This window comes from Rhizobium sp. CBN3, assembly GCF_030518245.1.
GTDB classification, from domain to species: domain Bacteria; phylum Pseudomonadota; class Alphaproteobacteria; order Rhizobiales; family Rhizobiaceae; genus Rhizobium; species Rhizobium aethiopicum_A.
This window is the reverse complement of sequence record NZ_JAULSE010000003.1, coordinates 90,196-107,368: the sequence shown is the minus strand read 5'-3', so window position 1 is coordinate 107,368 and position 17,173 is coordinate 90,196. Positions and strand designations below refer to the sequence as shown.

Genomic DNA, 17,173 nt, shown 5'->3' with positions numbered 1-17,173 from the left:
GTGCAGGACTATGCGTCTCCAGCCCCAATCCCTTATTCGAGAACCTGGATCACGCGGTGCGTCTTCGGCTCGACGATCACGCGCCGCTCGTTGACGACGGTGTAGGCATAGCCGTCGACATTGGGCACGGTATGGACTTCAATTGTATCCGGCAGCGTCGCGCCGACCGTGATTTCGCCGTCATAGACGACGGATGGCGTGTTTTGCTCCATGACATAGGTGCGCACCTCGCCGGGCAGGACGACGGAACCAGTTGGTGCGGGATCGGTGACAACCACCGTGCTCTGTGCAAAGGCGGCCGAGCAGATGGTCAGCATGGCGACCGTAGCGAGCGTGATCTTGCGCATGGGATGTTCTCCTTTTTGAACTCTGAACATCAAGGCAACGCCGGCCATACCGCATAGTTCCGCTACTACCGCCTTGATGTCGTGGCAGAGGTCGGCGCGCCGATTGTTTGTTGCTAAACCGGTTTATGCACCATACGGTTGATGAATCACGTTCAACGCGAGTCGTCTGGTGGCATCAGGGTCGGGCTCTTTACTCTTCGTTAACCATGTCGGCGATTTATGTCAGGTGAACGGCCGGGTGGCCGTTGATTCGACGGTCCGTCGCGTTTCGGTCTGCGAATGGATATCTGGAAAGACGATTACGGCGGCTCGCGCATGCGCTTAGGGAAGACGATATCGCTGCTGGCGGTGGCGGGTCTGATGGCCGGCTGCACGTCAACAGGCGGTGTGCGACAGCCTTCCGGACCGGAGACCGTGGCGCCTGAAAAGGCGCTGGTCCTGCCGCCGCCGGGCGGGCCGTCGATTGTCAACGTCGTCGAGCGCAAGCGCGGCAATGGCGTCGAGCAGACGATCTCGCTGTTCACCTCATCTTCCGTACCCGGCCAGAATTTTCTGAAAGCCGAGTTCTTCGGCGCTTCCGGGGCCAATCCGGGAATGGGCAATGCCAGCTTCAGCATGATCAACGAGAGCGGCATTGCTCGCGAGGTGGCCCGTTCGGCTCCCGGCGTGCCGATGGCGACATCGGCGACCTTCCTGCAGAACGCCTATGGCCCCTTCGGCTATGCTTCCGGCCGCAGCCGCGTCGGCGATACCTGCATCTATGCCTGGCAGCAGATCCGCTCGAGCGCGGCCGCCAATACCCAGGCCCGCAATTTCGGCATGATCCAGCTGCGCCTGCGCCTGTGCGATGCCCGCGCCACCGAGCGCCAGCTGCTCGGCATCGTCTACGGCTATACCATCACCGGCACCTTCGACGGCCCGACCTGGAATCCGTACGGTAACCCGCCCCCAGCCAGCGCGGCGCTCGGTCGTACCGGTGAACCGATCTATCCCGATGAGAGCGGATATCGCGCCAGCCCGATGCCGATCGGCTATGAGCCGGCGCCTGCCGTAGTCCGCCTGCCGCGGACAGCTCCGGTTCGCAGCGCCCCAAGGCAGCAACCGGCGCAGGACGCCGCACCCTTGCCGACGCCGATCGGCCCGCGAGTGCCGCTGCCGAGCGAGGCGCCACAGACGAGTGCTGCGCCGGATCCGGCCGCCGCGCCGCTGGAACAATCGGCAAGAGCGATCGGCGTCACGGTGCCCTCGCCGGACTGCATAGGCGACGCGGCTATGAGGGCCGTCTGCCGGAGATAGAGTATGCCCCGGGGTAACAGACGGTGCCCCGGCGCAATTTCGAAGGAACGTCGATGCGCAAAGCCCGCAGTGTCTTCATATGGGCCGTTGTTTCGCTCTGCATGATCGTGCTGATCACTCTGCCGGTTAATCTGCAGACCCAGCTCATCACCAGCACTGCGGTCGTCACGGTGATGGCGCTCATTAAGATTCTGAAGGGCGAGGGGACATGGCGCCTGGTGGCGCTTGCCTTCGGAACGTCGATCGTGCTGCGCTACGTCTATTGGCGCACCACCAACACCCTGCCGCCGCTGAACCAGCCTGAGAATTTCATTCCCGGTTTGCTGCTCTATCTTGCCGAAATGTACAGCGTCGCGATGCTGGCGCTCAGCCTTTTCATCGTCGCGACACCGCTTCCGTCGCGCCCATCGCGAGCCGCCAATCCCGGGCGTTTGCCCCATGTCGATGTGTTCGTGCCTTCCTATAACGAGGATGCCGGCCTTCTCGGAAACACGCTGGCTGCCGCCAAGGCGATGGACTATCCGGCCGACAAGCTGCATGTCTGGCTGCTCGACGACGGCGGCACCCTGCAGAAGCGCAATTCCGGCAAGTTGCTTGAGGCTCAGGCGGCGGCGGCCCGCCATGTCGAGCTGAAGCAGCTCTGCCAGGATCTCGACGTCACTTATCTCACGCGCGACCGCAACGAGCATGCCAAGGCCGGCAATCTCAACAACGGCATGAAACATTCGACCGGCGAACTCATCGCCGTCTTCGACGCGGACCACGCGCCGGCTCGCGATTTCCTGCTCGAGACAGTCGGCTACTTCGAAGACGACCCGAAGCTCTTTCTCGTCCAGACCCCGCATTTCTTCATCAATCCCGATCCCCTCGAACGCAATCTGCGCACTTTCGAAAAAATGCCGAGCGAGAATGAGATGTTCTACGGCATCATCCAGCGCGGCCTCGACAAATGGAATGCCGCCTTTTTCTGCGGCTCGGCTGCAGTCTTGAGCCGCAAGGCGCTCGAATCCCAGAACGGCTTTTCCGGCATCAGCATTACCGAGGATTGCGAGACGGCGCTGGCTCTCCATGGCAGCGGCTGGAACAGCCTCTATGTCGACAAGCCGCTGATCGCCGGGCTGCAGCCGGCCACCTTCGCAAGCTTCATCGGCCAGCGCAGCCGCTGGGCGCAGGGCATGATGCAGATCCTGCGGTTCCGCTTCCCGCTTCTGAAGCGCGGCCTGTCGATCCCGCAGCGCCTGTGCTACATGTCATCCACGCTTTTCTGGCTCTTCCCGTTCCCACGTACGATCTTCCTGTTTGCGCCGCTCTTCTACCTGTTCTTCGACCTGGAAATCTTCACGGCCTCCGGCGGCGAATTCCTTGCTTATACGCTTGCCTATATGCTCGTGAATCTGATGATGCAGAACTACCTCTACGGATCCTTCCGCTGGCCCTGGATTTCCGAACTTTACGAATATGTCCAGACCGTGCATCTGCTGCCGGCCGTCGTCTCGGTCATGCTCAATCCGCGGAAGCCGACCTTCAAGGTTACCGCCAAGGATGAATCGATCGCCGTCAGCCGCCTGTCTGAGATCAGCCGTCCCTTCTTCGTGATCTTTGCGGTGCAGATCATTGCGCTCGTCATCACCTTCTACAGGATTTATGCCGAGCCCTATAAGGCCGACGTCACGCTTGTCGTCGGCGGGTGGAACATCATCAACCTGATCATGGCCGGCTGCGCGCTCGGCGTCGTGTCGGAACGTGGCGAGCGCGCTTTGTCCCGCCGCGTCCGCGTCAACCGGCGCTGCGAGTTTTACGCCAACGGCAAGTGGTATGCGGCCTCGATTGAGGATGTCTCCGTCCACGGCGCAAGGCTGCATATCTTCAACAAGCATCTCGATGAGTTGCTCGTCGGCGCCCCCGGCGAGATGCGCTTCCGGCCCTATAGCGGCGCAGATCTGGAAACCCTGCCGCTGATCGTCCGCAACATCGAGCCATCAGGCGATATCAGCAATGTCGGCTGCCAATACGTGCCGAAAAGCGCGCTTGATCATCGCCTGATCGCCGATCTGATGTTTGCCAATTCCGATCAGTGGACCCAGTTCCAGGAATCGCGCCGCCGCAATCCGGGCCTCATCCGCGGCACCATCTGGTTTCTTGGCCTGTCGCTCTATCAGACCAGCCGCGGCCTGGTTTACCTCTTCCGCAGCATGCGGCCGGAGCGGGAGGCGCAGCAGCGGGCGGCAAAGGTCAATGCCGGATGAGAAAGATCGTCGCCGCCGCGCTTCTCCTGTTGCATGCCCCCGCTGTCACCCAGGCGCAGACGGCGCCCTTCGACATGTCCGGCGAGCGGCCGCCCGACGCGTCCACCGCCCCGAGATTGACGCCGCCCGTTCCGCCCGCAGCGACGGCGCCGGTACCTGTCATGCCACCCATTTCCGTAACGCCCGCGCCCGCTCCTGCGCCGATCACTGTTGTGCCGCAGCCGGCAGCGCCGGCGCCTCAGTCTGGCGCGGCGGCGAATGCCGCTTCGCAGCCGCGCCACCGCGATAGCAGGCGTTATCTCGTGCCATTTTCGAAATTCAGTCTCAGCGGCGAATATGACCGCCGGTCATGGTCTGTCTATCTGACTCCCGAGCAGGCGGCCGCCAAGGCAAGTTTCACCTTCGCCTATCAGAATTCGATCGTCGTCGCGCCGGAAGCCTCCGCGCTGACCGTCTATCTCAACAATCGTCCGATCGGTCAGCAGCGGGTCAGCTCGGCGGACGGCTCATCCGCCGTCACTTTCGAAGTTCCCCCCGGCCTGTTGCAGCCGGGCGCCAATCTTGTGACCTTCCAGGCAGAGCAGCGCCATCGCACCGACTGCAGCATCCAGTCCACCTATGAATTATGGTCGAATATCGATCCGGCCGGAACCTATCTGAGCTTTGCCGGCGGGAATGCCGCGGAGCTTTCGAGTGCCGACGCGATCCGCGCCATCGGCGTCGATGGCACCGGCAGGACGGAGTTCGATATCGTCGTCCCGGCGCTGGAGCAGCCGGGGACGACCAAGCCGTTGTTGCGGCTGGCACAGGGTTTGTCGGTGCTGAGCAGCATGCCGAACCAGATATTCGCCTTCAGCACCGCCTCGCTTCCGGCCGCCGGTCCTGGCAAGCTCGGTGTGCTCGTCGGGACCGCCGCGGAACTGCGGCCGTTCTTTCCCGACCTGCCGCCCGGGGCCGAAAGCGCACCGCTCGCTGCTTTCGTGACCGACCCGCGCAACGGCTCGCCGGTGCTTCTGATCAGCGGCCCCTCCTGGCAAGCCGTCTCCTCGGCGATCGATACGATCGTTTCGCCAACGGACAGGTCCGCGGACGTCCGCCGCGATGCGCTGACCACCGAGCGCTGGAGCGCGCCGAATGCGCCGCTGGTCTTTTCCGACACCAGCATTGCCCTCTCGCAACTCGGCGTGAAGACCACGGAATTTTCCGGCCGGCGGTTCCGCACCAGCTTCAATGTCGCCGTGCCGGCCGATTTTTATGCCAACGCCTATGGCGAGGCGAAGGTGCTGCTCGATGCCGCCTATACCGATAACGTGCTGCCCGGCAGCCATATCGATATTTACGTCAACGACAACATCGCCTCCACCGTGCCGCTTACTTCGACGACCGGCGGCATTCTCCGTCATCTGCCGATCCGCGTGACGATGCGCCACTTCAAACCCGGCCTCAATACGATTGGGATCGAGACGATCCTGATGACGAAGGACGATGCCGCTTGCGCTCCAGGTGCTACCGCCGGCGCCAATCCCCGGTTTGCCCTGTTCGATACCTCCGAAGTGCACATTCCGGATTTTGCCCGCGTCGGGCAGCGTCCCAACCTGGCCGCCATTTCCGGCACGGCCTATCCCTATGGCCGGGCGACGGAACCGACGCCGCTGTTCATCGATCGCGTCGATGCCGATACGCTTTCGGCCGCGGCTACGCTGCTCGGTCAGATGGCGGTGATGGCCGGCCATCCGATCGCCGTCGAAACCGTGGCGTCACCGAATACAATCGGCGATCGGGACGCCATCTTCATCGGCTCGATTTCGCAGATGCCGGCAACCGCGCTGACGCAAGCCAACATCTCGACGGCGAGCCAAGCCTCGTGGCGTCCGGTGGCCGACACGCAGCCAGGCGTCGTCGATACCGGCACAGCCTTCGAGGAGTGGAATTCCAAGGTGAGCGGCGGTATCTTGCGCAGCCGCATCACCGCCTTCCGTGAATGGCTGGGGCGCAATTTCGACATCACCCGCAGTTCGCTGCAGTTCATCCCCGGCGCCGAGACGGTCTTCACTCCCTCCAACGCCGACACGCTCATGGTTGCGCAAGGCTCCAGCCCCCTGGGAGAGGGTTCCTGGACCGTGGTGGCGGCACCCTCGGCAAAGGATCTGCGCGAAGGGCTCGAGGTGCTGACCGGTCAGCTGAACTGGCCGCAGATATCAGGCCATATCACCACCTATTCGAGCAAGACCGGCAAGATCGATACAGTGCCCGTCACCCGCTTCGATTTCGTCCCGTCCACGCCCTGGTCGATCGCCAATTACCGCTTGATCGCCGCCAACTGGTTGTCGACGAATATCCTCTCCTATGCTTCGCTGCTCGTCGTCTTCGTGTTGCTGATCGGCGTCGCCACCTCGCGCATGCTCAAAACGCTGGGGCGGTCCAAATGAGGTGGTGGCGCGTGCTTCTGCTTGCGGCGACGGCTGCATTCGCCCCTGCAAGCCCGTCCGCCGCCGCGCAGCCGGCGATGATCAATGCCGATGCGTGGTCCGCCTACAAGGCGAAATTTCTCGATGCGACCGGCCGGATCATCGATAACGGCAACGGCAATATCAGCCATAGCGAAGGGCAGGGCTATGGCATGCTGCTCGCTTATCTCTCGGCGAGCCCCGCGGATTTCGAGCAGATCTGGTATTTTACCCGTACCGAGCTGCTGTTGCGCGACGATGGCTTGGCCGTCTGGAAATGGGATCCCAACGTCAAGCCGCACGTGTCCGACACCAATAATGCCACGGATGGCGACATACTGATCGCCTATGCCCTGGCGCTTGCCGGCACCGCATGGAAGCGCAACGACTATATCCTCGCCGCCTCCCGCATGGCGCAGGCGCTGCTTGCGAAAGCCGTCGTCCGCTCGGCGGGCCGGACGCTGCTGATGCCGGGCAGCGAAGGTTTTGGCGCTGCCGATCGTGACGACGGCCCTGTCGTCAATCCTTCCTATTGGATTTACGAGGCAATGCCCGTCATGGCAGCGCTTGCTCCCTCCGATGCCTGGAAAAAGCTGTCGGACGACGGCGTGGCGCTGTTGAAGACGATGCAGTTCGGTCCGCGCAAGCTTCCTGCCGAATGGGTCAGTCTCAGCGGTCCGCCTCGGCCAGCAGAGGGTTTCGACGCCGAATTTGCCTACAATGCCCTTCGCATTCCGCTTTATCTCGCGCGCGGCGGCATCACAGACAAGGCGCTTTTGAACCACCTGAAAATGGGGATGTCGCAGAATGGCATTCCGGCCACGATCGATCTGACCACCGGCCGGCCGAAGACCGTGTTGCCGGACCCGGGTTATAGAATTGTTAACGATGTTGTGGCCTGTGTAATCGACGGGACGAGGCTGCCGGTCTCGGCTCTGCAATTCGCACCCACGCTCTATTATCCGTCCACGCTTCAACTGCTGGGGCTGGCCTATATCGGGGAGAAGCATCCGGAGTGTCTGTGAAAGCTTCTCTCGTGGCGATGTCAGCGGCAGTCGTGGTAGCGACCCTCGTCACCGGATTGAAGGATCGTGCCGCCCTGCAGCAAAAGCTCAGCCTTGGCTCCGCAGACAGGCCGGCGCCGGAACTGTTGATGATGGGCCGCATCAAGCCGGACGACGCTCCCGCGGGCAATCCCGAATTCAATGCCGAGAGCGTCGCCGACCGGATCGAAGCGATCACTTCGTCGCCGCCACCGGCACGGAGCAGCGATGAGCCGAATGCCGCTGCAGAGCAGCCGGCAGCACCGCAACGCGATGCGCCTCAGACAGCTGCGGAGCCGGCCCCGCTCGCGCCGCCGACCGTTTCCGACCGGCCGGCGCCTCAAAAGGCCGCGGCGCCCGCGCCGCCTGCCGTCGATGAAAGCGCGCTTCGCTATTTTGCCAGCCGCGGCGACAAAGTCCGCCTGCAGGCCGAAATCTCCCGGCTTCAGGCGCTTTATCCAAACTGGGTTCCGCCGGCCGATCCACTCGCCGTGCCGCAAAATGGCGACAAGCAGCTCGAGGCCATGTGGAAGCTTTATTCCGATGGCCGCTATGCAGAGTTGCGCAAAGCGATCGCCGACCGTCAGGCCGCCGACGCCGGATGGCAGCCGCCGGCTGATCTGCTCGAGCGGCTTGGTGTCGCCGAGGCCCGCTCCCGCCTCATCAACGCTTCGGATCTCAAGCAATATGCGACCGTGGTCGATATCGCCGCCGCGACGCCGAGCCTGCTCACCTGCAGCGAGGTCGACGTGCTCTGGCGTGTCGCCGAGGCCTTCATCCGGACGGAGAGGGCGCAGCGCGGGCAGGATGCTTATGCCTATATCCTGAAGAACTGCACCGACGCTGCCGAACGGCAGGCGACGGTCGAAAAAGCCTCGACGCTGCTTGACTACCAGCCGATGCAGGCGCTGCTGGCGCTGGAAAAGCCTGCTGTCGATGGTAGCAGGGAATTCGATGCAATCCGCGACAATCTTGCCCGACGCTTCGTCGCTGAAAGCAATGACGATCCGAAGCTCGCCATCGCGCCGAATTATATCGCTCACCTCGAAAAGCTCGCCGAAAGCCAGGGACTGGCCTCCGATGCGCTGCTGCTCGGCTGGCACCACCTTCGCCGCAACAATCCTGCCGTTGCCGAAAAGTGGTTTCGTGCCGCCCGCGACAGGGAGGATACGGCCGCCGCCTCGCAGGGGCTGGCGCTGGTGCTGATCGCCCGCAAGGCGCCTCAGGAAGCCGAGGACGTGATGTTCCGCTGGCGCGCCGATTCCGATGATGCGACCGCGACCTATCTTGCCGCCACCGCCAATCTGATGGCGCTGCAACCGCCGGCCAATCTGACCGAGGACGTGCTTCATCGGATCGCAGCCGAAGTCATCACCCGGAAATATGTGCCGACGGCGCAGCAGTTCGGCTGGTATGCCCGCTCTCTCAATCAGTTTCAGACCGCTGCGCGCTGGTTCGAAACCGCGCTTGCCTGGAAACCGGACGACGAACCGTCCGCCTACGGCCTTGCCGTTACGCGTGAGCAGCTGAACGACCGCAAGGGCGTCCTCGACCTCCAGCGCGGCTGGGCCGGCCGGTCGGCGCGAATCGCCAATCTTCAGGACACTTCCTTGCCGGCATCGAGCGCCGATACGCAGTCTGCAAAGGCGCCGCTCGCGCCGCAGCAGCCGGTAGAGCCGCCGCAGCGTCCGGCCGCTTCCACGGCGCCGCTTCCGGCCGAGCCGCCGACTGTGCGGCAGCCGGAACCGGAAGTCGCCATCCGCGCCTCAAGGCCGGCGATGCCTTCGGTGACTGTCGAGCGCGGTCCGCGCCAGGCGCGGGGCTGCTCGACGACCATCGACGCGGGACGACTCGGGCCGGGCGAGGCGCTGTCGCGCGGCTGGTGCCTGATGGATATCAACCGGCCGATGGAGGCGGTCTCGGCCTTCGAGACGGCGTTACAGAGCCCGATCCGCAAGATCCGCGAAGATGCAGCCTATGGTCAGAGTCTCGCCTATCTGCGCGCCGGTCTTTCCAGCAATGCCGCCGTTGCGGCAACCAAGGCGCCGCAGAGCCGCCAGCGCGCTGCCGAACTGCAGGTGGCGATCCTCGCCGATCGCGCCCTGTCGGCCTTCGACGCGGGGCGTTACCGTGAAACCCTCATCTATCTCGACCAGCGCGCCCAGCTGCAGCAGGAGCGCATCGATCTGATGGTTCTGCGCGGCTACTGCTATCTCAATCTGAAAATGTACGATGACGCGATGCGGATCTTCGAAGCCGCCGCTGCGACCGGCAGTCGCGACGCCGCACGTGGTCTGGCCGATGTTCGCAACGTCACGCATCCTGATGTCAACGACTGACGTTGACGCCGTCGCCGCTCTCGGCTACTCGCCTGCCGGAGAGGCCGCGCTGCCTCGCGCTCGCAAGGAAACAACCGTGCCCGGTCACCACGACGTCCTCGACAGATCCTATGACGCCTTCCTCTTCGATATGGACGGAACGCTGCTGAATTCCATTGCCGTCGTCGAGCGCGTCTGGAGCGAATGGGCAAGACGCCATGGTTTTGAGCCGGAGGTTTTCCTGAAAACGATCCACGGCATCCGTGCCTCCGACGTGATCCGTGGCCTCGGCTTGCCGGGTGTCGATCCGGTGCACGAGGCGGATCTGCTGCTGGCCGAGGAGATGGAGGACGTCTCCGGCATCGTCGAAATTCCCGATGCCGTCCGCTTCCTCAACGCCATCCCCGACGGCAGATGGGCGATCGTCACTTCCGCGCCGATCGAACTCGCCAGGCGTCGCATGGCTGCAGCCGGTATTCCGATGCCGAAGGTGATGGTCAGCGGTCGGGAGGTCGGAGCCGGCAAGCCCAGCCCCGAGGGTTATCTGCTCGGTGCAAGCCGCCTCGGCGTCGACCCGGCAAACTGCCTGGTCTTCGAAGATGCCGTTGCCGGCATTCTTGCCGGCGAGGCCGCAGGCGCCGACGTCACCGTCATCACCGAAACCCACGCCACGCCTTTCGAAACCCCGCATTTTTCGATTGCCAACTATCGGGCGTGGCAGCCTCGCCAGACCGCCGAAGGTCGGCTGAAGGTCGTCGCAATCTGAACGTTATCGGGCGCACTGCTTCCTTCGCGAAATGCTTCATCTCCACCCATCATGCCGAGCACGGCGCCATCCTATTTCTCAGCGCGGTTGAGGAGAATGCGCATTTCGTCGAAGCGGCGCTTGCGGTCACCGTCATCGGCGTTCGGTGAATAGCACGTGCTCGACACGCAGAAGCGCGCCAGGTTGTGCGGCTTGTCGGCCTTGTCGAACTCGCATTCGAATATGTCGGTCATTTCGGCCGGCGCGGTTCCCTGCCGCGTCGAATACGACATGCGGACACCCGGCGGCTTCAACTCGGGAAAGGATTGCACGGTGCCGATAGCGAGCTGATCGGTCATGAAGAAGCTCTTTGCCACGGATTTGCAGGTATCCTCGAGCTCAGGCGACTGCGCCATCGCATCAGCGGGTAGGGCGAACGCAGCAAAGGCAAATAATATGATCGGCTTCCGCACTGCGACTTCCTCCACTGTCTCTTTCGATTGAGGTAGAGCGGTAAGACCAAAAGCAAATGGTGGTCTGCCTACGGTGAATCCAACCACCCAACCATGTCCGCTTGTGGTGACAGCGGACTTCAGTCTCTGTTTCGCGATTGCTTTCCAACATCAAGTGTCTGTTGGCGATCAGGATCTCGGGAGAGGCAGAAGCGCAAAGATGGCGGTAGTCAAAGCCATCGCTGATGAAAAGAAAGCTGCAATCGCCAAAGGCCGGGCGCAGATTGCAAATGAGAACGCTTCTGCTGCAGACGGCGAGACTCTGGTCATTGAACGCTGAGCACGCCTTGCGATTCAAAGGATGGTCAACCGAATTCGCTCTCGGAACGCATCGGAAACATCGCGTGGGACTTTCGTGGGACTGTTTGCGCCGATCTGTGCTTTTCGACGCCTTCCGTTCTATTTTTATTCCCCGACCATCATTTTCCCCTTGCGCTATGAAGGCCGATTTCATAAAGCAATCAAGCCGTTTCGGCAGGTCGGGGCGTAGCGCAGCCCGGTAGCGCACTTGACTGGGGGTCAAGGGGTCGCTGGTTCGAGTCCAGTCGCCCCGACCATTTATCCCCTTGAAATCCCAGTCAGAACATCACGTTAACGGTGAATGCAGCGCGTGCGTGGCTTCGGTAGAGAACGGGTCGTCAGTGCGGTTTCTGCGCGATTGCAATCATCGATTTTGCCAGAAGCGGAATTCTCCCGACATATTCGAAGTCGACGTCTTCGAAACCTGTGTCGAGCAGCAGCGTGCTCAGCGTCCCCGGGGACCAGAATTTGATGTGGCCGTGCTCTTTGAGCGGCATGAAATGGTCATCCATCTTTCCGCTTACCGCCAAAGCCAGATTTTTCCAGTAACCGTGAAAAGGCGTCGATACGACCGCGATGCCCCCCGGTTTCACCAGATCGTACATGGTCGCCGAGAAAGCCTTCGGGTCGTAAACATGCTCCACGACCTCTATGCTGATCACCGCATCGAAGGTCCCGTAGCGGCTGGAAAGATCGTCGTAGCCGGAACCGATTTCCAGCGGAAGATCGGGATGGACCGCTTTCGCTTTCGCAATGCCGTCCTCCGACGGATCGACGCCGACGACGTCGTAGCCTTTCTCCACAAGCACCGAGGCAGCGCCGCCGGTGCCGCAGCCGAGATCAAAGACCGCCGTTTCGTTTGCCTCGTGGAAACTGTTTTCAAGAACGTCGACAACGGCCGGCAGGATATAGGAATGAGCGGTCGTCGGCTTGGCGTGAACGTAGGTAGTAGCGTCCAGTTCGATAGACATTTTACCTCCTGAAAAAATTGAACGCGCCGAGGCAATGGTACGGCGGACTTTGACGGCAGTGTGGTGCCGTTATGGTAATAAGGTGATCACGCCGGTAGGCATTCGCCGCTTCCTCCGATGCCCAACGGCCGAACCGCTTTAAGCTCCTCTTCACCACGACGCGATTGATGGTCATGCTCGCGCCGGGAATACCTCGAAGCTGATTGACAGGGTGGCGCGAAGATGCTGAAAACGGCCGGGCTTCGGGTCTATGCCATTGGGCAGAGAAATGGTCAGTGTATCGATTTTGACCATTTGAAGTAAATCATCCAATGAAATACTCCCTTAACGGGATTAATTGAAAAATAGTTCTTCTAGATATTTTTAAGAATCCATCAATAGTACAGACTGATGTTTGATTATTTTGTTAAGGTTATACAGAATTTACGCTGAATAGTCTGGTTTTAAATTTCAGAGAACCTTTTGGTGCTTCGCATTTTTGCGAATATGTGTAGATTAGGATTGTTCCTCTCAGAGATGGCCTGGTGCGAGCGCATGGCGGATATGAACCAGAACCTAACTTGCAGGCAGGCCCTTGCCGATGCTTTCCAAGCTCTGTCGGACGAGGCGGTCAAGGCCGGCTGGCCAGAGGGCGACGTTGCCCTCGCGCTTGCCGAACTTGCCGAGGAACGAGTGATCGAGCTGACCGCCACGGTGATCATGGAAGGCTTCATCGATCCGCCGTTCATCGCCGCTGGCGGCCGCCGCAACGGCTGAAGCATGTTGCGGTAACGCCAGATCAGGATGAAGCCAAACGGCGGATCTGAAAGATCGCAACACGCCGGAGCCGGTTCGGATCCCTGCTGCAAAATGCGCCAGACGTGCGGAAGGAAATTTTGTTCCGCAGGAGTTTGCGCAGTTGCTAAAGTTCGGACCCTCACGCATAATAACTTCATTGCCGGTTGCGGAGGGCGGCCGGCGATGCAAGCGTGTAGGCGTTTGCCCTCGGAGGGAAGTGCGGCGTGATGTTACGGTCATCAATTCATCCGCATGATTTACCGCTCTTTTCGGAAGATCTCGATCTGCTTTCGCAAGTGCTCGACAAGGTCTGCAACGAACGCGGCCTGGTCAGAACGACGCCGGAGGCCGAGAGGATCGGTGCGGTTATCATTCAGCTTTACAGACAGGGCGTGAGAGACGGCGGCAAACTCGCCGACCTTGCCAAGACCTATCTCTGACACGCGGTTCCCGCAATGAAGAGATGGGATCGCGAAACCTGACAGACGGATCTGGTCAGTCGTCATTGGCGGCATTGAGATTTTCCGGCCGGATGCCGTCATCAATTGATGTGCGTGCCCGCAACCGGATGCCGGGGCCGCCTTCATCTTGATTGCCGCTCGAAAGGAAGATAATGCCATGCGCCTCGAGCGTGCTGCGCACGTCGAACAGCGCATGCGGCTCACCCTCAAATTCGCCCTTTTCCAACGCCGTCACGGTCTCGACCGGCAGGCCGCTTGCGGCGGCGAGCTCTTCGATGCTCATTCCGATCATGGCGCGCGCGCCGCGTATCTGCGTTGCTGTGATCATGGTGCAAAATCTAGCGCATTTGCCGCGCTTCGCAAGTGGCGCAGCGGCTGATTGCGAGCTGCTGCGATCTTCAAGCGTCCTGCAATTTTACACCGAACAGATCGTCATGCATGCGCTCGACGGCGATACCCATGCCTCCCATGAGAGCGGCGCGGTTGCCGAAGCGGCTGATCTCGATGCGCGGCGGGTAGGGGGTGCAACGCGGCAGAAAAGCGCGGATGGCATTTACGAGCTCCGGCCTTGCACCGATACTGCCGCCGGTGATCACCAGTTCCGGGTCGAGAGTTGCTCCGATGGCGGCAATAGCGATCGCCACCAGCCTCGCCGTCTCTTCGATTGCGCCGATGGCGCTCGTTTCGCCTGCATTGAACGCAGCGAAGAGGTCGGCCACGGTAGAGGCGTTGCGCCCGCCGAAACCGGTATAGCGCCGCAGCATGGCGACGCTGCCGACCGCGCTCTCGAAGGTTCCCAGCGTAAAACCGCCTGGATCAAAAGCATCGCCGCCGAGTGGAAGATAGGCAATTTCGCCGGCTGCGCCGCGCGCGCCGCGCAACAGCGCGCCATTGGCGATAATGCCCATGCCGACGCCCGTCCCAAGAGCCACGAAAGCAAAATTGCCGACCTCGACGCCGTGTCCCCGCCATCTCTCTCCTTGCGCGGCGAGGTTGACGTCATTTTCGATGATCACCGGTATGCCCATCTTGTCGCTGAACGCTTGCCGCAGATCCATTGCGTCGACGCCGGGAATGTTCGGCGCGACGTTGATATGTCCAGTAGCCGGATCGAGGACGCCGGGACTGCCGAGAACGACGAGGCGCAGCTTGTCGGCAGTCGTGCCCGCCGCAAGCGCGAGTTGAGTGATCAGGTCGCTGAACTGGCTAACGAGATGCGGTCCGCCGCGTGGGTCGGTGGGTACTTTGGTTTCCGCAACGACGTTACCCAACAGATCGCAGATAGCCGCAGCGATCTTGGTGCCTCCGAGATCGATGGAGACCGCGAGGCCCGCGCTTGCGTTGATTTCATAGATGATCGCATTCCGGCCGGGGCGACCATCGGTCTGCCCGACAGGTTTCAGCCACCCATCATCCTCAAGATCGCGCACGACATCGGAAATCGTCTGTTTCGACAAGCCGGTCAGCTTGGCAATATCGGCGCGAGAGATCTTCCCCTTGGCTAACACGGTCCGGATCACCGCGTTGGTCGAGATTTTTCGGGCGATGGGAGTCTGTACGATAGACGACGTCGTTGCCATCCGGCTGCTCGTTCCAATTAGTTCGAGGTGTATCCCTAATGTAAGGTCGGTCCGATACTCAACCACCGCGAAATGATGGGTTTAGTCCTCAACCCTCATCTCCATAGTCGAGTTCAGTACACGGAAGCTGACAATTTGTCTACGTCCTTGACAAAAGAGGAGCCGCCTGTAGGCTGGGATCAACGCGTAATCAAATGCGCGATTGAAAGAGGGTCGAGGACAAGTATGCACCGTACATATTGTCTGGGTCGGCGCGCACGCGCCAAGATCGCCCGAAGAGGAATCGGCTCAGGCTGGTTCGGCTGTCTCTCCGTTTCGCATTCTGCGGGTTCCTCAACGCGGCTGTCGGGGACCTGTCTATGATAAAGCCTTCGACCGACGGACAGCTTTCAGCCGACGCCGGCGTCTTGCTGCCTATAATGGCGCCACGCCTTCAGGCGGATGTTCATCCGGACGGATATGCCGATCTTGCGCTTTGGGGTGCCGGCAGCCTGGGGCGTGTGCGGTTTTCTCCGATCACCGGCCCCTATATCTACGCTCCGAACCGGCTCGTCTCGAAACAGGGCGGCGTTTTTGTCGCGCAGTCGCTGCCGGTGATGCTGATCAGTGGAGTGAGCCTGCAGGGCGTCTATCCAGCGCGCCGTTGCGCCTGGTGGCACGAGCCGGATGGGCGAGACGCGAAAGCGAAGGTGTCCCGCAGCGCTGATCGGCAGATTTTCGAAATGGGCTGGGGCGCCCTTATCGTGGAGGCTCGAGATTCCGATCTGCGGATTGCCGGCGGCGCCTCGAGAGACGAAGCCGAGAGAGCGCTCGATCTCACCAGTGAAGCCATTATCACCGAAGCCGCGGAATATGTGGCGCTTTGCGATGTGATGCCTGAGGCCGACCCGCTGATGCGCAGCATGGTCAGCCAGGGGATACATGCGGCCCTTTCCAGCATAAGGCGCGACGAAAATGGCGCCTTCGCCGGCCTTGCCGCCGGACAGGCCTATAGCGCTCCGGCGCGGACCTATTACCGCGACGGCTATTGGACGATGCAGCCGCTGCTGACGCTTGCTCCGGAGGCGGTGCGCGACGAGATCCGACTGCTCGCTAGGGGAATACAGCCGGACGGAGAGGCCCCGAGCGGCGTTATCCTGACGGGACCGGCGCAATCGGATGCTTGGCAGCGCTTCGTCGCCGACTGCAAGGCCAATCCCAAAAACCACAAAAGAGCAGTTCCGGAGTATCATAACCGTCCGCAGGATTGGTGGAGCGACCACTTCGACAGTCCGCTTTTCTTCATTCTTTTTTTGGATGACTATTTCGGCGTTACGAAAGACGCAGCCGAGCTGCAGCTTCATTGGCCGACAGTGAGGGCGATCATGGATCGCTATGTCAGTCTGGCCGGTCCCGACAGCGTTCTGCCGCTGAAGCCGCGCAACGACCGAGATTGGGCCGATAATGTCTTCCGTGGCGGCCTTGTCTCCTACGATCTCGGCCTCTTCGTCGGCGCGATGGATGCGGTGGCGAGACTGGGCGAGGGGCACGATCCGAGCCTTGCCGAACATGCGCGCAAGACCGCAATGCTTGCTCGCCGGGAAATCGAAGCCAAGCTCTTCGTGCCGGCAACGGGAGGATATCTCGACTACGGAATGCCAGGCTCTTTTGTCGAGGATCATCTGGCTCTCGACAGTCTGACCTTATCGCGATTTAGTGCCATTTCAGAGGAGAGGGCTGTCGGCCTCCTGAGAGCGTTTGAAACCAGGCTGGAAACGCGCAACAATCAGGAACAGCCCTATGGCAGTTGGGGTGTGATGTGCGCCTATCCACCATTCAAGCGGCAAAGCGATTTGCGATCCAAGACGGCCTTCCCCTACCGCTACCATAACGGCTCGGACTGGCCTTATTGGGACGGCGCCTACGCCGAAGAGCGCCTTCGCCACGGGCTTGGAGCCGCGCGCTACGCATTGACGCGCTGGTGGGAAACCTGCCTCGACAACGGCTGGATCGGCGCGGTGGAATATTTCTCGCCGCCTTACGGGCGCGGGTCGCTGCTTCAGGGCTGGAGCGCCATGCCGGCGGCGGTGGTTCTGAAATATGGGCTGGACGCCGCAAATGCGGAGCCGATGTCATGAACTCTACGGCGTC

The 17,173-nt window shown here is 61.4% G+C and carries 14 protein-coding genes and 1 tRNA gene; 10 read left to right on the top strand and 5 right to left on the bottom strand.

Annotated features, from left to right (window positions below; all coding sequences use genetic code 11):
- Nucleotides 1–32 precede the first annotated feature (32 nt).
- Entirely contained in the window at nucleotides 33–347 is a 315-nt protein-coding gene (locus QWJ46_RS05855; protein WP_184453060.1) for a DUF1236 domain-containing protein, read from the bottom strand.
- A gap of 315 nt (nucleotides 348–662) precedes the next feature.
- Between QWJ46_RS05855 and bcsN the strand changes: the two genes are divergently transcribed.
- From bcsN to QWJ46_RS05825, 6 genes are all read left to right on the top strand, one after another.
- The gene (gene bcsN / locus QWJ46_RS05850) at nucleotides 663–1,643 is read left to right on the top strand and encodes a cellulose biosynthesis protein BcsN (RefSeq protein ID WP_302750262.1); all 981 of its coding nucleotides are present in this window, start codon (nucleotides 663–665) and stop codon (nucleotides 1,641–1,643) included.
- Nucleotides 1,644–1,696: 53 nt separating this feature from the next.
- Nucleotides 1,697–3,889 carry a UDP-forming cellulose synthase catalytic subunit gene (gene bcsA / locus QWJ46_RS05845; RefSeq protein WP_302749671.1) on the top strand — a complete coding sequence of 731 codons (2,193 nt, stop codon included), beginning with the start codon at nucleotides 1,697–1,699 and terminating at the stop codon, nucleotides 3,887–3,889.
- The gene (locus QWJ46_RS05840) at nucleotides 3,886–6,318 is read left to right on the top strand and encodes a cellulose biosynthesis cyclic di-GMP-binding regulatory protein BcsB (RefSeq protein WP_302749669.1); all 2,433 of its coding nucleotides are present in this window, start codon (nucleotides 3,886–3,888) and stop codon (nucleotides 6,316–6,318) included. The genes bcsA and QWJ46_RS05840 overlap by 4 nt, the downstream gene beginning before the upstream one ends.
- Nucleotides 6,315–7,361, top strand: coding sequence for a glycosyl hydrolase family 8 (locus QWJ46_RS05835; RefSeq protein WP_302749668.1), 1,047 nt, complete (start codon nucleotides 6,315–6,317; stop codon nucleotides 7,359–7,361). Before QWJ46_RS05840 ends, QWJ46_RS05835 begins: the two co-directional genes overlap by 4 nt.
- The gene (locus QWJ46_RS05830; protein ID WP_302749667.1) at nucleotides 7,358–9,718 is read left to right on the top strand and encodes a cellulose synthase; all 2,361 of its coding nucleotides are present in this window, start codon (nucleotides 7,358–7,360) and stop codon (nucleotides 9,716–9,718) included. Before QWJ46_RS05835 ends, QWJ46_RS05830 begins: the two co-directional genes overlap by 4 nt.
- 76 nt (nucleotides 9,719–9,794) lie before the next feature.
- A complete protein-coding gene (locus tag QWJ46_RS05825; protein WP_302750261.1) occupies nucleotides 9,795–10,463 on the top strand; it encodes an HAD family hydrolase in 669 nt (222 codons plus the stop codon).
- 71 nt (nucleotides 10,464–10,534) lie between these two features.
- Here the strand turns inward: QWJ46_RS05825 and QWJ46_RS05820 are convergent, their stop codons facing one another.
- Nucleotides 10,535–10,915 carry a hypothetical protein gene (locus QWJ46_RS05820; protein WP_064801724.1) on the bottom strand — a complete coding sequence of 127 codons (381 nt, stop codon included), beginning with the start codon at nucleotides 10,913–10,915 and terminating at the stop codon, nucleotides 10,535–10,537.
- Between the two features lie 519 nt (nucleotides 10,916–11,434).
- Between QWJ46_RS05820 and QWJ46_RS05815 the strand changes: the two genes are divergently transcribed.
- Nucleotides 11,435–11,511 (top strand) — tRNA-Pro (locus QWJ46_RS05815).
- Between the two features lie 81 nt (nucleotides 11,512–11,592).
- On the opposite strand, the gene QWJ46_RS05810 is transcribed toward QWJ46_RS05815, so the two are convergent.
- The gene (locus QWJ46_RS05810) at nucleotides 11,593–12,225 is read right to left on the bottom strand and encodes a bifunctional 2-polyprenyl-6-hydroxyphenol methylase/3-demethylubiquinol 3-O-methyltransferase UbiG (RefSeq protein ID WP_302749666.1); all 633 of its coding nucleotides are present in this window, start codon (nucleotides 12,223–12,225) and stop codon (nucleotides 11,593–11,595) included.
- A 534-nt stretch (nucleotides 12,226–12,759) separates the two neighbouring features.
- Here QWJ46_RS05810 and QWJ46_RS05805 point away from each other — a divergent pair.
- Together QWJ46_RS05805 and QWJ46_RS05800 are read left to right on the top strand one after the other, a co-directional pair.
- Nucleotides 12,760–12,981 carry a hypothetical protein gene (locus QWJ46_RS05805; protein WP_184453050.1) on the top strand — a complete coding sequence of 74 codons (222 nt, stop codon included), beginning with the start codon at nucleotides 12,760–12,762 and terminating at the stop codon, nucleotides 12,979–12,981.
- 248 nt (nucleotides 12,982–13,229) lie between these two features.
- Nucleotides 13,230–13,442 (top strand): hypothetical protein, encoded by a 213-nt coding sequence (locus tag QWJ46_RS05800; RefSeq protein ID WP_184453048.1) that lies wholly within the window; start codon nucleotides 13,230–13,232, stop codon nucleotides 13,440–13,442.
- A 55-nt stretch (nucleotides 13,443–13,497) separates the two neighbouring features.
- Here QWJ46_RS05800 and QWJ46_RS05795 read toward each other — a convergent pair whose 3' ends face one another.
- Nucleotides 13,498–13,791 carry a RodZ family helix-turn-helix domain-containing protein gene (locus QWJ46_RS05795; RefSeq protein ID WP_302749665.1) on the bottom strand — a complete coding sequence of 98 codons (294 nt, stop codon included), beginning with the start codon at nucleotides 13,789–13,791 and terminating at the stop codon, nucleotides 13,498–13,500.
- Nucleotides 13,792–13,861: 70 nt separating this feature from the next.
- Nucleotides 13,862–15,043 (bottom strand): ROK family transcriptional regulator, encoded by a 1,182-nt coding sequence (locus tag QWJ46_RS05790; protein ID WP_302749664.1) that lies wholly within the window; start codon nucleotides 15,041–15,043, stop codon nucleotides 13,862–13,864.
- 359 nt (nucleotides 15,044–15,402) lie between these two features.
- Here QWJ46_RS05790 and QWJ46_RS05785 point away from each other — a divergent pair, with 359 nt between their 5' ends.
- Nucleotides 15,403–17,160: a glycogen debranching protein gene (locus tag QWJ46_RS05785; protein ID WP_302749662.1), complete on the top strand. Its 1,758-nt coding sequence runs from the start codon at nucleotides 15,403–15,405 to the stop codon at nucleotides 17,158–17,160.
- Nucleotides 17,161–17,173 lie beyond the last annotated feature (13 nt).

What these genes read in the sequence shown, in the direction of transcription:
- QWJ46_RS05855 (WP_184453060.1), bottom strand. Translation starts at nt 347, where the DNA reads ATGCGCAAGATCACGCTCGCTACGGTCGCCATGCTGACCATCTGCTCG.
- bcsN (WP_302750262.1), top strand. Translation starts at nt 663, where the DNA reads ATGCGCTTAGGGAAGACGATATCGCTGCTGGCGGTGGCGGGTCTGATG.
- bcsA (WP_302749671.1), top strand. Translation starts at nt 1,697, where the DNA reads ATGCGCAAAGCCCGCAGTGTCTTCATATGGGCCGTTGTTTCGCTCTGC.
- QWJ46_RS05840 (WP_302749669.1), top strand. Translation starts at nt 3,886, where the DNA reads ATGAGAAAGATCGTCGCCGCCGCGCTTCTCCTGTTGCATGCCCCCGCT.
- QWJ46_RS05835 (WP_302749668.1), top strand. Translation starts at nt 6,315, where the DNA reads ATGAGGTGGTGGCGCGTGCTTCTGCTTGCGGCGACGGCTGCATTCGCC.
- QWJ46_RS05810 (WP_302749666.1), bottom strand. Translation starts at nt 12,225, where the DNA reads ATGTCTATCGAACTGGACGCTACTACCTACGTTCACGCCAAGCCGACG.
- QWJ46_RS05805 (WP_184453050.1), top strand. Translation starts at nt 12,760, where the DNA reads ATGGCGGATATGAACCAGAACCTAACTTGCAGGCAGGCCCTTGCCGAT.
- QWJ46_RS05800 (WP_184453048.1), top strand. Translation starts at nt 13,230, where the DNA reads ATGTTACGGTCATCAATTCATCCGCATGATTTACCGCTCTTTTCGGAA.
- QWJ46_RS05795 (WP_302749665.1), bottom strand. Translation starts at nt 13,791, where the DNA reads ATGATCACAGCAACGCAGATACGCGGCGCGCGCGCCATGATCGGAATG.
- QWJ46_RS05790 (WP_302749664.1), bottom strand. Translation starts at nt 15,043, where the DNA reads ATGGCAACGACGTCGTCTATCGTACAGACTCCCATCGCCCGAAAAATC.
- QWJ46_RS05785 (WP_302749662.1), top strand. Translation starts at nt 15,403, where the DNA reads ATGATAAAGCCTTCGACCGACGGACAGCTTTCAGCCGACGCCGGCGTC.